Raw genomic sequence first — 20727 nt, forward strand, 5'->3', positions numbered from 1 at the left:
ATTTTGAAGGCCCTCTTCCTTAGAGGGCCTTTTAATTTTTTATAAAGGATGATGACATGATGACAAACAATCGTATTGAAACACGCCTAGTTCAGCTTGGCAATAACACTGATCAAAAAACTGGTGCTATTAACACCCCGATTTACCTTTCGACAGCCTATAAACATGCGGGTCTTGGCCAATCTACTGGCTACGATTATACAAGGACAAAAAATCCAACACGATCTGTATTAGAGGAAGCTATAGCTAACTTAGAATCCGGAGACGCTGGCTTTGCCTGTAGTAGTGGGATGGCTGCTATTCAATTAGTACTATCCCTTTTCAAATCAGGTGATGAGCTTATTTTACCAGAGGATATTTATGGTGGAACTTACCGTTTACTTGCTCAATACCATGAACAATATGCTATCAAACCTCAATATGCGAAATTCTCTTCAACTGAAGAAGTTGAGTCCTTCATTAACGACAAAACGCGCGCCATTTTTATTGAGACTCCTACTAACCCGTTAATACAGGAAATTGATATTGAGCTATATGCAAAGCTTGCGAAAAAACATAATTTACTTCTCATCGTCGATAATACATTCTTAACACCCTACTATCAACGTCCAATAGAGCTAGGCGCTGATATTGTTCTACATAGTGCGACTAAATACATCGGTGGTCATAATGATGTTTTGGCTGGTCTTGTCGTTAGTAAAGGTAAAGAGCTTAGCGAAAAACTATTCACAAATCATAATGCTGCAGGTGCAACACTTGCTCCATTCGACTCATGGTTACTGCTACGAGGATTAAAAACATTACATCTTCGCATGAAACAACATACGGAAAATGCTAAGCATATCGCGGCTTATCTAGAACAAGAACCTTTAGTAAAAGACGTTCTGTTTGCTGGTAAAGGCGGGATGATTTCTTTCCGTTTACAAAAAGGTGACTTAGTTGGTAAGTTTTTAGAAGGCTTGAAATTAATCGTCTTTGCTGAAAGCTTGGGCGGTGTGGAAAGCTTTATCACATATCCAACTACACAAACACATGCGGATATTCCAGAAGAAGAACGTATAGCTCGAGGTGTTGATAACTCTTTACTTCGCTTTTCAGTGGGTATTGAAGAAGCAGAAGATTTAATCGCCGATTTACAACAAGTTTTTTCTATCTTAGAAAAAGAGGTGTCATCATATGAGTTCAATTAATGAACAAATCGAAACAAGTTTAATCACCGCTTCTACTCGTGGTAATTACGAGCAAAAAACTGGTGCAGTTAATGTTCCAATATACTTATCATCTACATTTGATCAGGAACATTTCGATTCTTTTGGTCCGTATGATTATAGTCGTTCTGGCAATCCAACTCGTGATGCTTTAGAGAAAACAATTGCCGAACTTGAAGGTGGTACTCGTGGATTTGCATTCTCTTCAGGTATTGCAGCCATTGCTTCCGCCTTTATGATCTTAGAAGCCGGTGACCATATTGTTGTGACATCTGAAGTATACGGTGGAACATACCGTTTCGTAACACAAGTGTTAACAAAATTTGGAATTGAACATACATTTGCTGATTTCTCTGATTTAGCATCAATCGAAGCAGCTTTACGTCCAAATACAAAAGTATTATATATAGAAACACCGGCTAATCCCCTTTTAGGTATTACTGATATTGAAGGTGTTGTGGCTATTGCAAAGGCAAATGGGGCTCTAACGTTTTTAGACAACACGTTTATGACGCCTTTATATCAACGTCCATTAGATCTAGGTGTGGACGTTGTATTACACAGTGCAACTAAGTTTTTAGGGGGACACAGTGATATTATCGCAGGGCTTGCAGTAACAAAAGACGTAGAGCTGGGTGACAGAATCTACTTCATGCAAAACTCATTCGGTGCTATTTTAGGTGCGCAAGATTCCTTCTCTTTAATTCAAGGTATCAAAACGTTAAATGCCCGTTTAACACAATCAACAGCATCCGCATCAAAAATTGCAAATTATTTAGATGCTCATGAACTTGTAGAAGAAGTATATTTCCCAGGCTTAGAATCGCACCAAGGTCATGATATCCATGCAAAACAAGCAAAAAGTGCTGGTGCTGTATTATCATTTAAACTGCCTAATCGTGAAATCACAAAAGCATTTGTTGAACATGTACAAATTCCAATTTTCGCTGTGAGCCTTGGTGGCGTAGAGTCTATCCTTTCTTATCCGGCTACAATGAGCCACGCCGCTGTTCCTAAAGAAGAACGTGAAAAACGTGGTATAACAGATGGACTTTTACGCTTCTCTGTTGGGCTTGAAAATGTTGATGATTTAATCGCAGATTTTGAGCAAGCTTTTGCTAAAGCGATAGAACTTACCGTTGTTAGCAATAAATAAATAAATAAATAAATAAATAAATAATTGCATAAGCCGCTCCTCTGATTTGGGGTGGCTTTTTTCTAAATACTATATGAGATCACTCCCACTGATTTATTGATATTTGGCCATAAGATTGTTAGTTTTATATCACCCTTCCCCTTTCTTCTACAAAAAAAATGACAACCCACAATAAGGGGTTGCCATTAATATATTTCATTCAAAATATTTTATATATTCTCCGTAACCCTCTTCATGCAACTTGGTCTTTGGTACAAATTTCAATGCTGCAGAGTTGATACAATAACGTAATCCTGTTGGCTTTGGACCGTCTGGGAAGACATGTCCTAAATGTGAATCAGCTTGTCCGCTACGTACTTCTGTGCGACGCATACCAAAGCTTGTGTCGAAGTTTTCTTGTATACTAGCACCTTCTACAGGTTTGCTAAAACTTGGCCAACCACAGCCTGCATTGAATTTGTCTTTTGAGTGGAATAATGGTTCACCAGATACGATATCTACATATAGACCTTCTTCAAAATGACTGTCGTATTCGTTTTGGAAAGGCGGCTCAGTTCCATGCTCTTGCGTAACATGGTATTGCATCGGTGTTAATGTTTTCAACTTTTCTTCTTTGTTCATGATTTTGTCCCCCAATGCTGTTGTTGGAATGCAGTTCGCCCAGAACCAGTTGAATAGCGCTCGTAATGTGCTGGATTCTTTTTATAATAGTGTTGATGATAAGTTTCTGCTGGGTAGAACGTTTTTGCTGGCAGTATTTGTACAGCAATTGGAGCTTTGAATTTACCTGAGTCTTGTAATACTTTTTTTGACGCTTCAGCTATTTTATGCTGTTCTACATCATGGTAGAAAATCGCGGTCATATAAGACTGTCCTCTGTCATAAAATTGACCACCTGAATCTGTTGGATCAATTAAAGTCCAGTATAGCTCGACTAACTTTTCATAAGGATAAATCGTTGGATCAAAAGCGATTTGTACAGCTTCAAAATGCCCTGTTGTTTCACTACAAACTTGTTCATAAGTCGGATTTTCAGTATGTCCTCCAGTATAACCAGATATTACGGACTCGATGCCCTCTTGCTGATCAAATGGTTTTACCATACACCAAAAGCATCCACCTGCAAATGTTGCTACTGCCATATGCTATTCCTCCTATTCTTGAACGGGTACTGTTACTTCCAGTATAATCTTACCTTCTTTTAAATTGAATTCTTTTGCTTGCATGTGCGATCCTGAAAGTACTGATATCTCTGTTAAACCCATATATACTTCTTCTTTGTTTGGACGAATAACCATCCATGAAGGTAAATCTACTGAGTCATTTAACAATTTTAATGCCGTACTTGGAGGGATGTTCAACATACCGACCTCTACATTAGTTTGTTTTAATAACAGATTGCCTTCTTCATCAATTGTTGGGTCAAACTTCATCGTAATTGGTAATTCCATTCCAAAAACACTGAGCTCACTTACTAAAGAAACTTCTTCATTAATGTACATATGTACAGGGATAGACTTGGCTTTCATTGCGTCCTGGATGTACTTGTTTGCAATTGCTTCAAAATCTGCAGGTGTTGTTTGAACTAATAATTTACTACCTTCAGGCATTGTAGTTGTTTCAGGTATTGGCATGTCAGTTGCCGGTTTCGTAATGAAGACAAACAATCCAATAATTACTGATAATATTAAAGCTACTAAAAAGAAAAAAGCTATTTTCCACTTATTCACCGTCACATCACTCCTTGAAGTCCATTTCCCCATTTGTTAAATTTTTTAAACCGCAAGACTTTAGTGTGCCAACTATGCGGTCTGTCATTTCATCGTAGCCTCTAGCATTAGGATGGAAAAAGTCTGTATGATATACCATATTCTCGTTCGAATCGAATAAATCCTCTACATTTACAAAACATGCATTTTTATCTGAATCTGCAAAATCTTGAATATCTGTATTCCATTCATACATAATCGTATTTAAGTCCGATTTTTCCTTCGTAAAGATGGAAAGAGGATTATAAACGCTGATTAATATAATAGGTGCTGATTTATTTTGTTTTCGGATTAACTCCATAATTTTACCATAACGCTTTTGAAATTCGATGCGTTCCGTATCAAATGCTTCTTTATTTAAATTCAACAAATCACGTCTAACAATTTTCATCAAGTCATTTCCACCCATAGTGAGTGTGATAAAGTCAGCTTTCTTTAATTGTTCGTCAATTTTACCGCTCTCAAGTTGTGCTAGGAGCTGATCAGTACGCCGACCTTTTTTTGCTGTATTTTCTACTTCGACGTATTTAACACCTTCCCACCCAAGCATCTGATCCGATAATCTACCGACATAACCTTGCTGATTTAGCTCATCACCAACACCTTCGGTCAAAGAATCGCCTAAAGCAACATAAACGATATCTTTTGGAATGACTTCTTGTGTTACTGGTGTTTTTACTTCCTTGCTGCAAGCACTTAATAAAAGAACTGCAAGCATGAAAATGATTAATTTCTTCAAGTTCCATTTCTTCCTTTCGTTAAGTACGTATAATGAAAGAAAGCAGGGAATGAAATCATCCCCTGCTCATCATATTAATCAGTATAGTACATAAAACCAATTGCGCCCGGGCCTGTATGTGTACTAATAATTGGTGAAGTATAGGCAAATTTCGTATCCATATAACCTGATTCTTCAAGTTGTTTTTTTAGTGGCTCTGCCATTGCTAATCCTTCAGCATGCGAAAGGCCTACACCTTTAATAACTTTCCCTTGTGTATCTTCTTTAAACTGGTTAATTAAATATTTTACAACTTGTTTATGGCTTCGTACTTTTGCCACAGGGTTGTATGCGCCACCTTCAAGAGAAGCTATTGGTTTAATATTAAGTAAAGAACCAATCATACCTGTCCCTTTACCAATGCGGCCACCTTTAATTAAATTATCTAAAACGTCTACAACGACGTATAAATTCGTATTCTCACGAACTTTATTTAATCCTTCAACTATTTCTTCAACTGATTTTCCTTGCTCTGCTAATTGACATGCTTCAAGTACTTGAAATCCTAAGCCAAATGAAGTAAAACGAGAATCAACAACTGTTACATTTGAATCTGTCATACTTGCAGCAGCTTCTGCTGATTTTACAGTACCACTCATTCCGCCAGTCATCATGATAGCAATAATATCGTCGCCATCTTTTCCTAATTCATCAAATAATTCTTTAAATACACCTGCAGCAGGTTGAGAACTTTTTGGTAGTTCCTTTGCTTTACTCATTTTATCCAAAAATTCTATTGGAGTAATATCGACACCATCAGTATACGTTTGGCCTTCAATATGTATTGATAGTGGAACGATATGTATTTCGTGTTTTTCAATTTCTTCTTTTGTTAAATCTGCTGTTGAATCCGTTACTATATGAATTCGTCTCACATTGACACATCCTTTGTTTCATTGTTCTTATTATAAAATTAAAGCAAGGTCATTGTAAACCGTTAGCTATTTATTCTATTTTACTAGCTTTTGTCACCCAATACACGTGACATTTGTCAGTTCAAATGCATAAAAAGCCGTTGCATAATAACTATATACAAATAACTTACCATTACAAGGAGGCCATTCATATGCAACAGGCTTTTGATTATAAAAACACGAAAGAGGAAATATGGAATGCCATAACACACGGCATCGCTTTCTTATTATGTATCCCAGCGCTTGTCTTACTAATTATGAAAGCAATTGATAAAGGCTCCACTCTATATGTTGTTAGCTTTATTGTTTTTGGTGTTTCAATGCTAATTCTATTTTTAGCTTCAACTTTACTTCACAGCATGCCTGAAAAATATAAAAAATTCTTTGCTATATTAGACCACTCATCTATCTACATTTTAATCGCAGGTACATATACTCCATTCCTGTTGATTGCATTAAACGGGGCATTAGGATGGACTTTATTTGGTATCATTTGGGCGCTAGCATTACTTGGTATTCTTTTTAAATGCTTTTTTATTCACCGCTTTGAATTTGTATCAGTAATCTTCTACATTTTAATGGGTTGGCTTATTATTATCGCTATTAAACCATTATATGCACATATTACAGGTGCGGGTTTCTCACTTCTATTAAGTGGCGGAATTTTATATACGATTGGTGCATTCTTCTACGCATACCGTAAAATACCTTATAACCATGCGATCTGGCATTTATTTGTTATTGCTGGTAGTGCCATGATGTACTCATGCATCTTATTTTATGTCTAAGTGACTTTTTAATATTCAATATCAATTTGACGATTACTTATCGCTTAGAAAAAATTTCAATCCAAATAAAAGGTTGCCACTAATTATTTTACAGTGGCAACCTTTTCATTTACTTATTTACGCTCATACACCAAATACGAAAACTTCAAGCCGTCCTCTGTCTCATTCACTTCGGACTGTGAAACAACTTGCCATTCGTCCCCATATGATGGGAAGAATGTATCACCTTCGTATTGCTTTTCAATCTTCGTAACATAAAGACGATCTGCCATAGGCAAAGTCATACGGAAAATTTGTTCCCCGCCAATAATCATTATTTCCTCTGACTCTTTTTTAGCCTGAGCTAATGCATCTTCTAAAGAATGTACAATGACAATACCTTCTTTAGCATACTTTTCATCACGAGTAATAACAATATTCGTACGTCCAGGAAGAGGCTTACCAATAGACTCGAACGTTTTGCGTCCCATAATCATCGGTTTCCCCATCGTTGTACGTTTAAAATAGGCTAGGTCTCCAGGTAAATGCCATGGCATTGCATTATTTAAGCCAATGACATTTTTTTCATCATGAGCAACGATCAATGAAATCATTTATTTACCCCCTTACACCGCAATTGGCGCTTTAATTCGTGGATAAGGATCGTAGCCATCAATCGCTAAATCCTCTATTTCATACTCGAAAATGGATTCTTTTTCTGTTTTTATAACAAGTTGTGGCAATGCACGTGGTGTTCGAGATAATTGCTCTTTTACTTGATCAAAATGGTTACTATACAGATGTGCATCACCTAAAGTATGGACAAAGTCTCCCACTTCTAAGCCACATTCTTTCGCAATAAGATGCGTTAATAACGCGTACGAAGCGATATTGAATGGTACGCCTAAAAATACATCTGCACTACGTTGATAAAGCTGACAAGAGAGTTTCCCATCTGCTACATAGAATTGGAATAGTGTATGGCATGGTGGCAACGCCATATCATCTACTTCTGCAGGATTCCAAGCACTAACAATATGACGACGTGAGTTTGGATTTTTTTTAATTGATTCAATGACGTTTTTAACTTGATCAATTGTTTCTCCATTATCCGCTGGCCAAGAACGCCATTGCTTGCCATAGACAGGTCCCAGATCACCAAATGCTTGAGCAAAATCATCATCATTCAATACTTTATCTTGGAAAATAGCCATTTGCTCTTCATACTGAACTTTGAATTGAGGATCCTCATTAACGCGTAAACCGAAATTCGTCATATCTGGACCTTCATATTGATCGCTTTTCACCCATTTTTCAAAAGCCCATTCATCCCATATATGATTATTTTGGGCAATAAGTGTACGCACGTTTGTATCGCCTTTTAAAAACCAAAGTAATTCGGTTGCAATAAGACGGAAAGCAGTTCTTTTTGTTGTTAATAAAGGAAACCCCTTTTGTAAGTCAAATCTCATTTGATAACCAAATACACTGCGCGTACCAGTTCCAGTACGATCTCCCTTATCATTTCCTTCATCTAAAATATGTTGGCAAAGTTGTAAATATTGTTGCACTGAACTGCCTCCTAGAAATTTATATAGTTTTAACTATATCATAATATTCCCCTTTATTATCTCAAAAGCTAATGGAAAATAAATAAAATGATGAAAGAAATAATTTCAATTACGACCATTAATATCTGAATATTTCCTGGGTAATATTCAGATATTTCATGTTTTAAGGAATAAAAGATTGTAGCCTTTGGAAGAGAAATAAGCTACTTACCTAATACTTCTTGATTATCTAAGTCTTTGTAAATAGTAGTTCACATTCGCATTAAATATTTCCTAAAAATAAATAAAAGACTCTTCTGCACTTTTTCAGAGCGGAAGAGTCTAATAAATCGGTTGTTTGTAATAATTAAATGGCTTATTCAACTTCTGTAGTCAATCCGTGAAGAGCTTAACATTAAGATAACCATTTTGGTGGTGTGTTTTTAGACCAATAGATTTCACCTAAGTCGTAATGTGCTGTGAAATGATCTTCATACGTATGGTAATGGAAATTGTAATAATAGCCATCAAATGGGCGCTTTTCCGTACGTACATGGAAACGTATGATGTCTTGTTTAGATGCAGTGTTATAAACGTGGAAAATTTTCTCCGCGTAATCTCCACTTGGGTTTTCGGTAATTGCCAATGATTTTGTTGTTTCGTTATCAAGGCGATTTACTGTCATTTCAATCGCTTCTTGCATTTTCGGGAAAATGACATCCTCAAACTCATTACTAATTTGTGGTCCTACTCGTGAACCGAATTTTAAATAGGCTTGTTCCTTTGCTGCTGCAAAAGCATACTCTTCAAAATTCTGTTCTTCTTCTGTTGAAATAACTGATTCATTTTGAGTTTCTATGTATTTCGTTAGTTGACTAGTAGTATCGCCTGAAAATTGCGCTTTCGCATTTGAACTATGATCTAGTAAGCCTTCCCAGATTGCATGACTGGGTGTAATTACACCTAATGTAATTACCGCTACGGATGCAACAAGGAACTTTTGAATCCATTTTTGCATATTCATTACCTACTTTCGAACATTTTTAAATCTTCAATATCTATATTATATATACGAATCTCACAAGTAAAAGTTTCATCATTCCTAGTGTAATTGTACAAAAACTATTAAAATAAAGATACTATTAGGAATATACAAACTATTTAATTTGAATCTCTTTCTTATTTTCCTGAATTATTTTAATAGTTGCAGCACGACAATATACTATTTATAATCATAAAATCGAAATATCATTACAGGAGTACCATCAGAAAATCTATGTTTCTTATTATAACATTTTGACACATACTTACGATGTTCCCTAGATTTCAAATTACACTATTTTATTGATAGGATTAAAAAATCATTATTTACAAAAGATATTTGTACGTATTTGTAAAGATTTGTTCACAAATCCTTGATGTATATGGAATTGTATAGATTTTTTACTGTATTCATTGTACAATATTAATGAATAAACATGTTCGCTTTTTGTAATAAAGGAGGGACAAAAATTATGTCTTCAATTGCTATTGGTATTGGATTTTTATGTTTATTAGCATACTTATGCTCTCTAAGTATCACGGACTAATATTTACTAAGCCGTCTTGTTCTTTATGAACAAGGCGGTTTTTCTTTATAAATAATAAATTATTTTCTTATTATTTATATTCTTCCTTATAAGAAAAAACACAAGTACAAATTTGTACTCGTGTTTTTTCTTATATAGATATTGGTATAAAACGCTGTCCTAAATAAAACGTCATTCCTTCTGTTTCAATAGGACGAGCAATGTGGGGGGCGTTAATCATAATGCGAATGATTGAGACAGTTTCATTTCTCAATCTACATTCCGCTTTCATGTTGAGTTTTTCATTAAACATCTCATTTTTATAGCGTCTAATATTATTTGCTGTTATTAGAAAAAATGATGATGTAAAAAGGCTAGTTGGAACTCTTTCCTCTTTACTATTTAAATAATGGATAGACTGATCTACAGCAGGATAACTTTTTTCATGACTTTGAACAATATTCCGCTTCGGGAGCCCAGCTTCTGTTAAGCCATCTACTGCACAGCCATTCAATACTTGTAAAACTCGGTCACGATTTGCATCATTAGAATATGATACACTTTTACATTCATTGAATGAATGTGAAGCTAGCTGTTTCGCTTTTTCCTCCTTTTTCAATTGCTTAAATAACTGCATAGGGAAAATCCCAACATTAGTCTCAGTGGTAATAACATCTTTATTGTTTGAAAACGGAGACTTCTCTAATGCATGTACAATTGCCATCGTACCATCAATACCGGAATTCACTTCTCTACTTGGCGTAAAGTATCGCAGTCTTATATCAGCTAATTTGGACTTAACGATAAATATTGTTTGTACAAATCCAGCTTTTATTGCCACTTCTTGCATTTCTGAGGTCGTAAGCGAATTCCCGTCAAAAACAACACCAATCTTTGACTTACCCATATGGCCACTTTTTCTTACTTCAAATATATATACTTTGACCATGTTTTAGCTCCTCCCTTCAAGTAAGAGACTGCCTTATTGCCTGAACAATAAGGCATGGTTTCGTTTCACATTAGAAACTGTTTAAAAATGCTGTGATGAAGTGTAAGCGTCCTGGATTTGCCTCAGCATACGAAGTAGCGAAAGCTCCTAAAAATAATGCGAATGATAGCAGACTAAGTACAGCGAATTTAATTTTTTTCATAGTTAATTCTCCTCTACATTTTTTTTAAGCATTCCGTGCAAAGTAATTGCATTTCAAATGCTTTTTTATATTTTTTATTCATTGCTAAATAAGTTGCATAATGCTCAGAAGCTAATATTAAGTGTTTAAGATCGATATGCTCTTTGTATAATTCGATACTTCGTTGAATGTCGTCCTCGTATTTTTCAAAATCGCCTTTTTTATAGTAGACCCTTGCTGCCAAAAAATAATATCCTGCTTTATTTTTTTTTGTTCGAATATTAGAAACTAATAGAGGTATTTGACTTTCAACATCTGATAACTGGTTAAACTCCAATAAAATTTCTAATCTTAATTTTATGGAAATATATTTATCAGCATAACTAATTGTTTTTTTATACTCTATAGCAGAATTTATTTGTATTAATGCTTCTTCAAATTGATTTTTCTCATATAAAATGAGTGCCAAATTATGATGCAATAGTGACTTTAAATTATGGAACTCCGGACGGCAAATATTAAAACCTCTTTTTATATACTCTGTTGCTTCATCCAGTTCTTTTTTTTCAATCAATGAAATTGCAATTAAATTATAGCTATCTCCAGCCTTCATCCACTCATGAAGCTTTAAGTATAAATCTTTTGCTTCAATTGCATACTTTAATGCTCTTTCAAATTGACATAATTGAAGATGAGACATTGCGATATTATATGATACCCGAGCTTTGAGTAGCTGATCTTCATTCATCACCAAAAGCCTTTTGAATCTCTCTACACTTTCTTTAAAATCTCCAACATAGTAGTGGTAGACAGCTGTTACATAAAGATATTGAAGTCTTGTTGATACAAATAATTGCGATTCATCAATTTCTACCATTGCAATTTCATTTTCATATAATTCAATTGCCAGATTATCCTGTTCCATCTTAACTAATGCTAGAAACTTAAGAAGTAAGAAATAATATTCTAGTCTGATGGAGGGTATGTATCGAAATTGCTCTTGATGTAAGTCCAAATATTGCTGGACCTCTTCAACGCTCTCCTTATCAATTTTAGATTCCAGGGTGGATAAGATATTTTGCATTTCAGTTGTATCTTCATAAATATTATGAAAATATCTTTCCGGCACTTCAAGTCTAGCGGCTAGTAACTTGAGTGTATCAATAGAAGGGGTATATCTGCAATTCTCAATATTGCTGTAATGGGTTGGCGAGATAATTCCGTGGCAAATATCTGCCTGTTTTAGCCCCTTTAAAAGTCTGATTCTTTTAATTCTATTGCCAAGTTTCAAATCTTTCTCCCCCACTTCACAAAGAGCTAGTCATTTCTAAGAAAATATTGTTTTTTGATTTTCATTGAAATAAATACCAAAAAGTATATTAAAGTGACATTATAGTACCATTCCTTATTTTCATTTTATTATTTAACAGGCATTTAGTATACAAAAAATAACATTTCCTTATAAATAAATAGCGATAAATAGGTAATTATTAGATACTTTTCATTATAAAAAAACTGCTATCCACCGATTTTGATTCCGTGAATAGCAGTTCTTTTAAGTTAATTCTTTTATTCCATAGTGAAATTTTGACGAAAGACGAGCGTCTCGAACAAAGCCATATTGCTCAAATAATCCTGATTTGAAGTGTGCTTTTAAAACTAGTCGTTTCTTTGCAACACGCTCTGCTTGTGCCATCCATTCATCTGATAAACCTTCATGAAGCCCTGCTTGTCGAAGTGGTTGAAAGCTAGTCGACTCTTCAATCGTTTCTTCAAACATTGGGTCCATATAAATAACATCAAAGCTATTGTCAGGCTGTAATTTCAAATAATCTAGCGCTACTGAATGAACAACTTTAATCTGCTCCATACAAGAAAGAAGAGGTAAGTCCGTAATATCATAGCGCTTCATCCCTTCACTGACGATGAAAGCAACATTAGCATTACCTTCACAGCCAATGACTTTGCCTGATTCACCGACCGCAAATGCTGCCATCATACTGTCTGTCGCCATACCTAAAGTACAATCCAGAAAGGTGTCACCTTCGTTCAACTGACATGCAGCTAAAAAGGTATCTATTTCCCCTCTTGCCGCGCGTTTCAAGCGAAATGCCGCAGAGCTTGGATGAAAGAAGAAAGGTGCTTCTGCTCCCAACGTATAATATTCATAGCGATTTTTTCCTGCAACAATCACATTCGCATTATAATATGATACCATTTTTGCAACCCCACGCTTTTTCCGCTCAACAAAGCGCGCATTTAATGCGTCACATGCTCGTTCGGCAAGCTTCTTCGATACTGCATCTGGTCTTGCCGCAGTTGTTACTATCGTAGTTATTTCGTGCATACTTGATCTAACACGCCTGCTAAATGATCACGTACTTGCTCCATCGCGAATCCTTCGATTTGTTCACGAGGGATGAAATAAGCTAATTGACCATCTTTTAAAAGTGCAATAGAAGGAGAGCTTGGTAGTACTTCCTCAAAATAACTACGCATTTGAGCAGTTGCTTCTTTATCTTGTCCTGCAAATACCGTCACTAAATGATCCGGTTTATGTTCAGCTGCTTCAAGAGCTGCAGCAACAGCTGGTCTTGCTAAACCTGCCGCACAACCACAGACTGAGTTAATGACTACTAGTGAAGTTCCTTTAGATTCTTGCACGTGTTCAGCTACTTCATCGGGAGTTAATAGCTCTGTAAATCCAACGGTAACTAGCTCCTCGCGCATTGGTTTTACAATTCCTAACATATATTCTTCGTAAGCATTCATATTTTCATCCTCTTTCTTATATATTCATATTTCTTGATTTATAAGGGTTTTCACCTTCTTATTGTATATGTACTTACATATAATTTCACCCTTTTTCACTTCTTATGTGATTTTTTTGTGATTTTTTCAAAAAAGATCACAATACAAATTTGTGCAAAATATGCAACGAAGTATTCATCAATATTTTTAGTTTTTTCCAATACCTTCATACCTAATACTCTGCTGACATCACTTAAATATCTATTTAACTTTTTCAACTATTGTTCAATCCAAGCTCTAAAAGCAAAATTCACTTTCAAGTCATCTATATGTTTTTTATCTAGTTCTAAGGTGCGAATCATAAGCTTTAGTTTTATCGTATTGTGGATATGGATTTGCTGGTCATGTTTTAACATATGACTTCATTCTCTTTATAAATAACCGGAACAATCGCAAGTACACTATCTATGATAAAAGTACGTTTAGCCTGTGTTTTACAAAGCAATACGCCTGAAATGAACCAGCTGTCATCTTAATGATTTTCACACGCCTTTTAGTTACTTCTCCACCTTCCGACATATACATTAAAGGAGCTTTTTTCCATTCAATTTTCAATATACATTGGTTTGGAAGAAAATAATACACCTTCCGAAAAGCATACAAGAGTTATATTGCTTATTGAAATAGATTTAATTTAAGACAAAACCATTATTAGTAACTAAACCTATAATTGGGAATATAAAACATTCGTGTTATAGTGATTAGAAAGTGGGTACTTACTCAATTGGAATTGGTACTATTTTAGGGATAATAGCTTCTGTTATAGGTTTGGGAGGCTCTTTATATGCTGCAGGAAGATATGCAGCACGACAATGTGAAGTAAGGCTAGGACTTACTACTAAATCTTATAAAGATAATAAATGGTATTATTTTGCAGGTATAACTGCTGTAGCTGGGCCAGTACTTGCTCAAAGGATTTGATGATTACTTCTATGGAATTTGATGATTGCTACTATGGGGGGGTCAATTTGATTACGATATTTTTATTTTCAATTTCTATGATGGCGTTAGGAACAGCAGTAATTACTGCTTCTAAATCAAGTGTTTTAGAAAAAAAAATTCTGGAATTGGAAAAGGAACTAAAAGAATTAAAGGATAGAAATTCAAAAGTGTAAACAGTTAGAAGAGAAACCAAGTGATTCTTTAGGGTCGTCTGGTTTCTTTTGTTTTTCACTCTATTTCGCACAAATAAAAAAGCTCCATCCAAATGAATAGGGTAATTTTTGTTCAATCCATGCTTTAATAGCAAAATTTGTTTTTAATGTACCCAAATATTTTTTATCTCTCTCTAAGGTACGTATTGTAAGTTCTAATATTATTGCATTATGTATTTGAGCTTCAGCTTCGTAATTAATCATACGACTTCTCGCTCCTTATGAATAACAAGCACAACTGCAAAAACATTCTCTACTATTCAAGTAAAAGATAATCAGATAGCTGTTGATAGTAGTCTGGTTGGCCTATGTATTATTCATTTATCGCTGCTGCCCTCCTAACTCCCAAACATCATATACATAACCATCTTAACGGGATGTGAAAATATTTAAGAGGATCGAGAACAATTACCAAACCTATAACTAACATTCAACCAATTGCACCAGACATGTCATACAAACTAATTAATAGTGCAAATATTCATATAAAGGTATAATTGTCATATCTTAAAAATCAAAGGAGTTTTGTCTTATGAGTCAAAGAGTTCCCTATTATACTGTTGCACCTGATGGGTTGAAAATCATGATGGATATGGAGAAGTACACCAAAAAATCTACTATTAATCGAACTACTAGAGAACTTATCAAAATTAGAGTTTCTCAAATTAACGGTTGTGCTTTTTGTATAGATACTCATACATCCGATGCTCGTAAGATGGGTGAAACGGAACAACGAATTTATTGTTTAAATGCTTGGAATGAATGTACTTTTTATACACTTGAAGAAAAAGTTGCTCTAGAACTATCTGAGCATATTACTTTAATCCCAACTAAAAGAGTTCCTGAAGATTTGTATAAGCGAGTACGCGAACTGTATAACGATAGAGAATACGTTGACCTTGTACTAATCATCAATCAAATCAACAGTTGGAATAGAATTTCTATTGCAATGGGAAATATAGCAACCGAAAAATAATCCCTCTCAACGAGCACCTTAAGGTGCTCGTTTTTTCCTTTTACTCCGTATTATTCTTCAACCACCACTAACTAATTTATGCTTCATAGATAGCCTTCGTAGGTGCCATGCTTCAACGACTTGCCAACCACCTTCCCTCAAACGTAATGCTGTTTTTGATTCTATATAAAGAATTAACTATTTTTTATAATTAGAATGTCAAACTATCAGATAAACATTTCCCTACATATAGGCCACTTGCTGCTGCTTGTGATAATGAATGAGTAACACCTGAACAATCTCCAATCAAATACAATCCTTTAACAGTTGTCTCAAACTGTTCATTGATTTTAATCGTAGGAGCGTAAAATTTCCCATCAATTCCATATAGTAAAGTATCTTTATCAATAGGTTCTTCAATAAATTGTTCTAAACGTAACAAAAATTGTTTAAGACCTTCAATATATAATTGTGGAATTTCTTTATTAAGGTCCCCATAATCCCCACATAGTGTAGGCTGTATACGATTATATTTCATCAACTTTTCCACTGTAGGTTGTCCCCTCAATAAATCCTCCAAACGCTGTACAACAATTCGATCTCTTCCTTGGTTAATACCTTTAATAATTGTCCTTGCATATAAATTTGCTTCTGTGAGAGTAGGAAAATAACGTGGGATAAATAAAGTGAAATTTAGGTTAGAAGTGCCAGTCTTCTGTTCTCGAAAATTTTGACCGTCAGGCATAACTAAACCTTCTTCGTACTTACGGATAATACGTCCTTTTGGATTCATACAGTAAGTGGTTGCTGTGAATTGTTCGTGTTGATAAGAAAGTTTTGTTTCAAATGTATCTTTTAATATTGAGCGAAGTTGATTTTCTTTCATTTCTACTCGAATACCTAAATCCACGCGACTTTGTTCCTGTGTAATTTTAAGAGTCGAGCACATTTTTTTTAACCAATCTGTCCCAGAACGTCCAGTTGCAAATACTAATTGCTTAGAATGAACTATTCCATGATTTGTAGTTATTTTAAAATGTCCTTTCTGTTTAACGATATGTTGTACATCTGTATGAAATCGCATATCTATCTTATTAAGTAAAAACTCATAGAGTTGCTGAAAAATGTCGGTCGAAAGTGTAGTACCTAGATGCCGTACTTGTGTTGTTAGCATTTGTAAGCCACATGATTCGGCTCTTTTGGTGAGATTTGTATTATCTGTAGAGTATTTTAGAACTGAATTTCCACCAAAACTACATAGGATCTCATCTACTTCATCCATTAGTTTTATAAAAACTTCTTTACCTATTTTTTGCTCTAACTCCCCTCCGAACCCGTTTGTGTAATTAAATTTCCCTTCAGATTTTCCTAGGCCCCCAAAACCAAAATATTTATCACATGCATTACAGTTACATGATTCTTCTTGTTCTAAAGGACAATTTCGATGTTCTAATGGTTTTCCTTTATCAAGAATTAAAATATTTTTGTTGCTGTGGGCTAATGTATAAGCCATAAAAACAGCGCTTACACCGGATCCGATGATTGTAACATCATACATATTATTCCACCTACTATTGAAATGTTTGGTTTTTAATTTCCTAGTGTATAACAAATTTTCAATGCTGAGAAATAAGCTTACATTAATTAAAAATGTTTGTAAATTTATAAGTTGTTTAATAGTCGATAGACATTATTGTTACTGTTTTTAGATTTTATGTACAACCAACTTTCAACACTTACAAAAGCGTTTATTTTACTGGATTTATGCTTTTGTGAATTTCATTATACTACATTTAAAAGTAGTATAATTTAGATTTCTTCGATCGCTGGGTCCCTTTTTGGTCTCCTGAAGTCGCCTATTTTTACTGAAGGCCACCCATGCTTTCTTCTATTATAAACAACAATTAAGACCACCCATCACGGAGTGGTCTATTATAAATTATTTAATTAAAGCATCCGTATTTATTACTCGACGATAGTCATTTAGAATCCTTACTTATGTAGACCTTGGTGAAAAAACGTTTTTTATCGCACTTATTATTCCATACACAAGAAAGATGCCAAAAAAGATAGTAAGTAAATTGAAATTTGGTGTTTCATAAAAAGTAAACCACTCTCTGAAAATTGAAGATTCCGTAATTCTTCCAAATAACGTTCCATCAATATCTCTATAATTAGGTACCCACCCTGTTGCTTCACATGTAATAAAGAATATCTGTGACAATAAAAATACACCAATAGAAGCCACCCAAGTTTTTTTCAAAAATGGAATTGAATTTTTTGTTTTATTAGCCAAGTTATATCCCCCCCTCTAAAACTCATTAATTTGTTTCATATTACACCTCCTACTTCACTATATTAAACAGTTTACAGGAAGTATATTACATATTTGATGATCGATATATTACACCCTTAAACAAACGAACGCCATCCTAAAAGGGGGTATTGTTAGCTAAGGCATTCGCTTTCATATATATACTCATCCAGCTCTCTCTGAGCCTCAAATAATTTTATTAGATTCATAGTTTTCCTCCCGTCTCACTCAATTTTGGAAATTCGTACTTTAAAGACCCTTCATAAAAAAATACATGTAGCATAAAATAATTTTGATATGACATTGATTACTGGAGGCTAACAGTTTGAATGAAATTAATAAAGGCTTAGGTAAAGATAGTGACCAACTAGCACTTCAGGCTGCCGAACTAGCCGTCGTTGCTGGAGTAATATCTACACTCTCTGATACAATATCAACAATTTCAGCGATACTTGCATTGGAGGCAGAACTACAAAACCAAAATCAACAGGAAAATGATAAGAAAGATACTAAAAACATGCAGAAACAGATTGATTATTTAACAACAGAATTAGAAAAACTTAAAAATCAAGTAAATAGACAGAGCCGCCATAGAAAATAGTGTAAATCATTTCTCTGCTTGTTCCCAAACCATCATTAATAAATCGTCACTACTTGGATATTCCAATCTTACCGTTAACTTCAATCAGCCCTGTGCAGTTATTAAAAGCAAACGGATCATCATCCACCCGTATTTCCTGTTGGGTATTCGTTCCGTTACGAGCCTCCCTACGCCCCTTTAGGCTCTTAAGACTGAATGCTATCGGCAACTACTTCAGTTGTATAAGTACATTTGCCATCTTGCCCCTCATACAAACCTGTTTGAATACGCCCTTCGATTCCTGCAGAACTGCCCTTCTTCAACTGCGTTCTCAGCCTGTTTACGCTGTACAATACAATGGATAAAGTCTACTTGTTGTTCTCCACTTGCATACTTAAAAGTACGATCAACTGCTAATGTGAAACGAATGAAAATCCACTCTACTATTCTGCGTTTGATTGATTCGTATCTAACCCTCAAACAACCGAACGCCATACAATAAAAGGGGACTGCTAGGAATTGGCCTGTGTCAGGGTAAAAGAAAAAGCACCCATAAGGATGCTTCAATATTAGAACGACTTATTTTCTATCCAAACAGCATTTTTATCTGCTGGATCATAAAATGAAACTATTTGTCTTCTTGCACCTGTAATCGCTTCTATCTCAGAAGGAAAATTTGCTATAGATGATATATATGGCCCTGCTTGCTCACTGCCTTGATAATAATGACTGGTTACAAAATGAAAATATCCATGAGCATCTTTAGTGATTCTTATTTTAATCTTCTGATCACCAATTCTAACAATAAATTGGCTAATAATTTCTTCGACACTCTCAAATGCTTTATCTTCTAAATACTCTAAATATGACATGATATTCGCCTCCTACAACAATTATAAGTTGTAGAAGAATGCAAGTCTGTGACGTAAATCACATTACACTCATTCAAACGAATAATAAAGTCAGCATCAAACATAGTGTTTAAATGGCTTTAAAAACAGAATGCTATCGAACGACTTCAGTAGGTATTCGCTTGTTTGAATGCAAAATAAAAAGCACCCATAAGGATGCTTCAATATTAGAACGACTCATTTTCTATCCAATTTAATTGCATTAATGCCTCTTCTGTAGCTCAATTGGGCTTTAGCCCCTTATACAGATAGGCACTTAAAAACCATTAACTCTGTGCTTGCATATAAACTTCTTCATACGGCTGAACTATGACAAAACCGTCCCCTTCAAACCTCATTTGAATCGATTCTCCACTACCTCTTCCAATGAATGTTTTTAGTGAAATATCAGTTTGAAATTCAGGTTGAAGATTTCCCGACCACGCTACAGTTGCATTTGGATCTGTAATAATTGGTTTTCCTGGTGTTACACGTAATGTAAGTGGTTCATAATGGGCTGTAATGGCAATCATACCAGTTCCTTCACACCGAACATTAAACAAACCACCTGCCATCATACCTGCTACTTTTTTCATAAGCTTAATATTGTGCTTGATAGTTGGTTCGAAGGCAAGTAGGTCATTTCCATTTACATAAATTGCTTCGTTCTGTAAATAAAGAATAATGATTTTTTTCCCACTGTCAGCAAGATATAACTTTCCTTCCCCATTTGCTTTCATGAGGGCAGCACCTTCACCAGTCAAAGCCTTTTTGAACATAGCCCCAATTCCATTTTCTAAAATACCCTCTCTCTCAAACTTAATCCTTCCCTGATAAGAGATCATTGAACCTGCCTTGGCCCAAACGAGTCCATCAAGATTCACCTCTAGCAAACGAGGTGTCTCTAATTCAAAAAATCCTTCTCCTTTATCCACTTGCTCCGTGTTTTTAATAAATTCAGCAATCGAGTATTTATTCATGCTACACAACCTTTCATTTTTTAACATATACGTAGAAATGTGCAACCAGGTTTCAATTAACCCCATAGCTAAATAAGAAATGGCACTTTTCTATGTTCCCTTTTCTACTTTAAACTTTAAAACATTATATTTAGAATATGGACAATTATTATATTACTCCATGTTTCAATATTATCTCTTAAACCAAACATTCATTGTCCAAT

At 34.8% G+C, this 20727-nt stretch carries 25 protein-coding genes and 1 pseudogene; 7 read left to right on the forward strand and 19 right to left on the reverse strand.

The window, feature by feature from the left end; translation table 11 throughout:
* The first annotated feature begins 59 nt into the window (after positions 1–59).
* Together ACZLO7_RS14810 and ACZLO7_RS14815 are read left to right on the forward strand one after the other, a co-directional pair.
* A complete protein-coding gene (locus tag ACZLO7_RS14810; protein WP_464940127.1) occupies positions 60–1190 on the forward strand; it encodes a methionine biosynthesis PLP-dependent protein in 1131 nt (376 codons plus the stop codon).
* The gene (locus ACZLO7_RS14815; RefSeq protein ID WP_464940128.1) at positions 1186–2364 is read left to right on the forward strand and encodes an aminotransferase class I/II-fold pyridoxal phosphate-dependent enzyme; all 1179 of its coding nucleotides are present in this window, start codon (positions 1186–1188) and stop codon (positions 2362–2364) included. The genes ACZLO7_RS14810 and ACZLO7_RS14815 overlap by 5 nt, the downstream gene beginning before the upstream one ends.
* A gap of 195 nt (positions 2365–2559) precedes the next feature.
* On the opposite strand, the gene msrB is transcribed toward ACZLO7_RS14815, so the two are convergent.
* The 5 genes from msrB to fakB form a co-directional block, all read right to left on the reverse strand.
* A complete protein-coding gene (gene msrB, locus ACZLO7_RS14820; protein ID WP_464940085.1) occupies positions 2560–2985 on the reverse strand; it encodes a peptide-methionine (R)-S-oxide reductase MsrB in 426 nt (141 codons plus the stop codon).
* A complete protein-coding gene (gene msrA / locus ACZLO7_RS14825; RefSeq protein ID WP_464940086.1) occupies positions 2982–3506 on the reverse strand; it encodes a peptide-methionine (S)-S-oxide reductase MsrA in 525 nt (174 codons plus the stop codon). Before msrA ends, msrB begins: the two co-directional genes overlap by 4 nt.
* A 12-nt stretch (positions 3507–3518) precedes the next feature.
* On the reverse strand, positions 3519–4094 hold the full coding sequence (locus ACZLO7_RS14830; RefSeq protein ID WP_464940087.1) for a YpmS family protein: 576 nt from the start codon (positions 4092–4094) through the stop codon (positions 3519–3521).
* Between the two features lie 7 nt (positions 4095–4101).
* Entirely contained in the window at positions 4102–4872 is a 771-nt protein-coding gene (locus ACZLO7_RS14835; RefSeq protein ID WP_464940088.1) for a GDSL-type esterase/lipase family protein, read from the reverse strand.
* 74 nt (positions 4873–4946) lie between these two features.
* Positions 4947–5786 (reverse strand): fatty acid kinase binding subunit FakB, encoded by an 840-nt coding sequence (fakB, locus tag ACZLO7_RS14840; RefSeq protein ID WP_464940089.1) that lies wholly within the window; start codon positions 5784–5786, stop codon positions 4947–4949.
* 191 nt (positions 5787–5977) lie between these two features.
* Between fakB and trhA the strand changes: the two genes are divergently transcribed.
* Positions 5978–6613 carry a PAQR family membrane homeostasis protein TrhA gene (gene trhA, locus ACZLO7_RS14845; protein ID WP_464940090.1) on the forward strand — a complete coding sequence of 212 codons (636 nt, stop codon included), beginning with the start codon at positions 5978–5980 and terminating at the stop codon, positions 6611–6613.
* A gap of 113 nt (positions 6614–6726) precedes the next feature.
* Here the strand turns inward: trhA and ACZLO7_RS14850 are convergent, their stop codons facing one another.
* From ACZLO7_RS14850 to ACZLO7_RS14885, 8 genes are all read right to left on the reverse strand, one after another.
* Positions 6727–7206 (reverse strand): dihydrofolate reductase, encoded by a 480-nt coding sequence (locus ACZLO7_RS14850; protein ID WP_464940091.1) that lies wholly within the window; start codon positions 7204–7206, stop codon positions 6727–6729.
* 12 nt (positions 7207–7218) lie between these two features.
* Positions 7219–8163: a thymidylate synthase gene (locus tag ACZLO7_RS14855; RefSeq protein WP_464940092.1), complete on the reverse strand. Its 945-nt coding sequence runs from the start codon at positions 8161–8163 to the stop codon at positions 7219–7221.
* Positions 8164–8557: 394 nt separating this feature from the next.
* Positions 8558–9160, reverse strand: a complete 603-nt coding sequence (locus ACZLO7_RS14860) for a YpjP family protein (RefSeq protein WP_464940093.1) — start codon at positions 9158–9160, stop codon at positions 8558–8560.
* A 701-nt stretch (positions 9161–9861) separates the two neighbouring features.
* Positions 9862–10659 (reverse strand): PhzF family phenazine biosynthesis protein, encoded by a 798-nt coding sequence (locus ACZLO7_RS14865; RefSeq protein ID WP_464940094.1) that lies wholly within the window; start codon positions 10657–10659, stop codon positions 9862–9864.
* Between the two features lie 70 nt (positions 10660–10729).
* Positions 10730–10861 (reverse strand): hypothetical protein, encoded by a 132-nt coding sequence (locus ACZLO7_RS14870; protein WP_464940095.1) that lies wholly within the window; start codon positions 10859–10861, stop codon positions 10730–10732.
* Between the two features lie 13 nt (positions 10862–10874).
* The gene (locus ACZLO7_RS14875) at positions 10875–12131 is read right to left on the reverse strand and encodes a helix-turn-helix domain-containing protein (protein ID WP_464940096.1); all 1257 of its coding nucleotides are present in this window, start codon (positions 12129–12131) and stop codon (positions 10875–10877) included.
* 264 nt (positions 12132–12395) lie between these two features.
* Positions 12396–13187 carry a class I SAM-dependent methyltransferase gene (locus ACZLO7_RS14880; RefSeq protein ID WP_464940097.1) on the reverse strand — a complete coding sequence of 264 codons (792 nt, stop codon included), beginning with the start codon at positions 13185–13187 and terminating at the stop codon, positions 12396–12398.
* Positions 13175–13612: a BrxA/BrxB family bacilliredoxin gene (locus tag ACZLO7_RS14885; protein WP_464940098.1), complete on the reverse strand. Its 438-nt coding sequence runs from the start codon at positions 13610–13612 to the stop codon at positions 13175–13177. The genes ACZLO7_RS14880 and ACZLO7_RS14885 overlap by 13 nt, the downstream gene beginning before the upstream one ends.
* Before the next feature lie 747 nt (positions 13613–14359).
* Here ACZLO7_RS14885 and ACZLO7_RS14890 point away from each other — a divergent pair.
* Both ACZLO7_RS14890 and ACZLO7_RS14895 read left to right on the forward strand, forming a co-directional pair.
* A complete protein-coding gene (locus tag ACZLO7_RS14890) occupies positions 14360–14572 on the forward strand; it encodes a hypothetical protein (protein ID WP_464940099.1) in 213 nt (70 codons plus the stop codon).
* Positions 14573–14619: 47 nt separating this feature from the next.
* Complete coding sequence (locus ACZLO7_RS14895; RefSeq protein WP_464940100.1) at positions 14620–14766, forward strand: hypothetical protein; 147 nt, start codon at positions 14620–14622, stop codon at positions 14764–14766.
* Between the two features lie 60 nt (positions 14767–14826).
* Here ACZLO7_RS14895 and ACZLO7_RS14900 read toward each other — a convergent pair whose 3' ends face one another.
* Positions 14827–15009: a hypothetical protein gene (locus tag ACZLO7_RS14900; protein WP_464940101.1), complete on the reverse strand. Its 183-nt coding sequence runs from the start codon at positions 15007–15009 to the stop codon at positions 14827–14829.
* A gap of 328 nt (positions 15010–15337) precedes the next feature.
* On the opposite strand from ACZLO7_RS14900, the gene ACZLO7_RS14905 reads away from it, so the two are divergent.
* Complete coding sequence (locus tag ACZLO7_RS14905) at positions 15338–15781, forward strand: carboxymuconolactone decarboxylase family protein (protein ID WP_038191034.1); 444 nt, start codon at positions 15338–15340, stop codon at positions 15779–15781.
* A 190-nt stretch (positions 15782–15971) separates the two neighbouring features.
* On the opposite strand, the gene ACZLO7_RS14910 is transcribed toward ACZLO7_RS14905, so the two are convergent.
* Together ACZLO7_RS14910 and ACZLO7_RS14915 are read right to left on the reverse strand one after the other, a co-directional pair.
* Positions 15972–17318, reverse strand: coding sequence for an NAD(P)-binding protein (locus tag ACZLO7_RS14910; RefSeq protein ID WP_464940102.1), 1347 nt, complete (start codon positions 17316–17318; stop codon positions 15972–15974).
* A gap of 438 nt (positions 17319–17756) precedes the next feature.
* Positions 17757–18056, reverse strand: a complete 300-nt coding sequence (locus tag ACZLO7_RS14915; protein WP_464940103.1) for a YfzA family protein — start codon at positions 18054–18056, stop codon at positions 17757–17759.
* Between the two features lie 343 nt (positions 18057–18399).
* On the opposite strand from ACZLO7_RS14915, the gene ACZLO7_RS14920 reads away from it, so the two are divergent.
* Complete coding sequence (locus ACZLO7_RS14920) at positions 18400–18675, forward strand: translation initiation factor 2 (protein WP_464940104.1); 276 nt, start codon at positions 18400–18402, stop codon at positions 18673–18675.
* Positions 18676–18866: 191 nt separating this feature from the next.
* Here ACZLO7_RS14920 and ACZLO7_RS14925 read toward each other — a convergent pair.
* From ACZLO7_RS14925 to ACZLO7_RS14935, 3 genes and pseudogenes are all read right to left on the reverse strand, one after another.
* Positions 18867–19080: pseudogene (locus ACZLO7_RS14925) on the reverse strand (single-stranded DNA-binding protein); the annotation flags it as partial.
* Between the two features lie 143 nt (positions 19081–19223).
* Positions 19224–19526 (reverse strand): hypothetical protein, encoded by a 303-nt coding sequence (locus tag ACZLO7_RS14930; RefSeq protein ID WP_464940105.1) that lies wholly within the window; start codon positions 19524–19526, stop codon positions 19224–19226.
* A 305-nt stretch (positions 19527–19831) separates the two neighbouring features.
* On the reverse strand, positions 19832–20524 hold the full coding sequence (locus tag ACZLO7_RS14935) for an AIM24 family protein (RefSeq protein WP_464940106.1): 693 nt from the start codon (positions 20522–20524) through the stop codon (positions 19832–19834).
* Positions 20525–20727: the final 203 nt, after the last annotated feature.

It is taken from the genome of Viridibacillus sp. d25.2, from assembly GCF_055456015.2.

Bases quoted from the DNA above. Each gene is read 5' to 3' on its own strand.
- ACZLO7_RS14810 (WP_464940127.1), top strand. From the start codon at position 60: ATGACAAACAATCGTATTGAAACACGCCTAGTTCAGCTTGGCAATAAC.
- msrB (WP_464940085.1), bottom strand. From the start codon at position 2,985: ATGAACAAAGAAGAAAAGTTGAAAACATTAACACCGATGCAATACCAT.
- msrA (WP_464940086.1), bottom strand. From the start codon at position 3,506: ATGGCAGTAGCAACATTTGCAGGTGGATGCTTTTGGTGTATGGTAAAA.
- trhA (WP_464940090.1), top strand. From the start codon at position 5,978: ATGCAACAGGCTTTTGATTATAAAAACACGAAAGAGGAAATATGGAAT.
- ACZLO7_RS14850 (WP_464940091.1), bottom strand. From the start codon at position 7,206: ATGATTTCATTGATCGTTGCTCATGATGAAAAAAATGTCATTGGCTTA.
- ACZLO7_RS14860 (WP_464940093.1), bottom strand. From the start codon at position 9,160: ATGCAAAAATGGATTCAAAAGTTCCTTGTTGCATCCGTAGCGGTAATT.
- ACZLO7_RS14865 (WP_464940094.1), bottom strand. From the start codon at position 10,659: ATGGTCAAAGTATATATATTTGAAGTAAGAAAAAGTGGCCATATGGGT.
- ACZLO7_RS14870 (WP_464940095.1), bottom strand. From the start codon at position 10,861: ATGAAAAAAATTAAATTCGCTGTACTTAGTCTGCTATCATTCGCATTA.
- ACZLO7_RS14880 (WP_464940097.1), bottom strand. From the start codon at position 13,187: ATGCACGAAATAACTACGATAGTAACAACTGCGGCAAGACCAGATGCA.
- ACZLO7_RS14885 (WP_464940098.1), bottom strand. From the start codon at position 13,612: ATGAATGCTTACGAAGAATATATGTTAGGAATTGTAAAACCAATGCGC.
- ACZLO7_RS14900 (WP_464940101.1), bottom strand. From the start codon at position 15,009: ATGATTAATTACGAAGCTGAAGCTCAAATACATAATGCAATAATATTA.
- ACZLO7_RS14905 (WP_038191034.1), top strand. From the start codon at position 15,338: ATGAGTCAAAGAGTTCCCTATTATACTGTTGCACCTGATGGGTTGAAA.
- ACZLO7_RS14910 (WP_464940102.1), bottom strand. From the start codon at position 17,318: ATGTATGATGTTACAATCATCGGATCCGGTGTAAGCGCTGTTTTTATG.
- ACZLO7_RS14930 (WP_464940105.1), bottom strand. From the start codon at position 19,526: ATGTCATATTTAGAGTATTTAGAAGATAAAGCATTTGAGAGTGTCGAA.
- ACZLO7_RS14935 (WP_464940106.1), bottom strand. From the start codon at position 20,524: ATGAATAAATACTCGATTGCTGAATTTATTAAAAACACGGAGCAAGTG.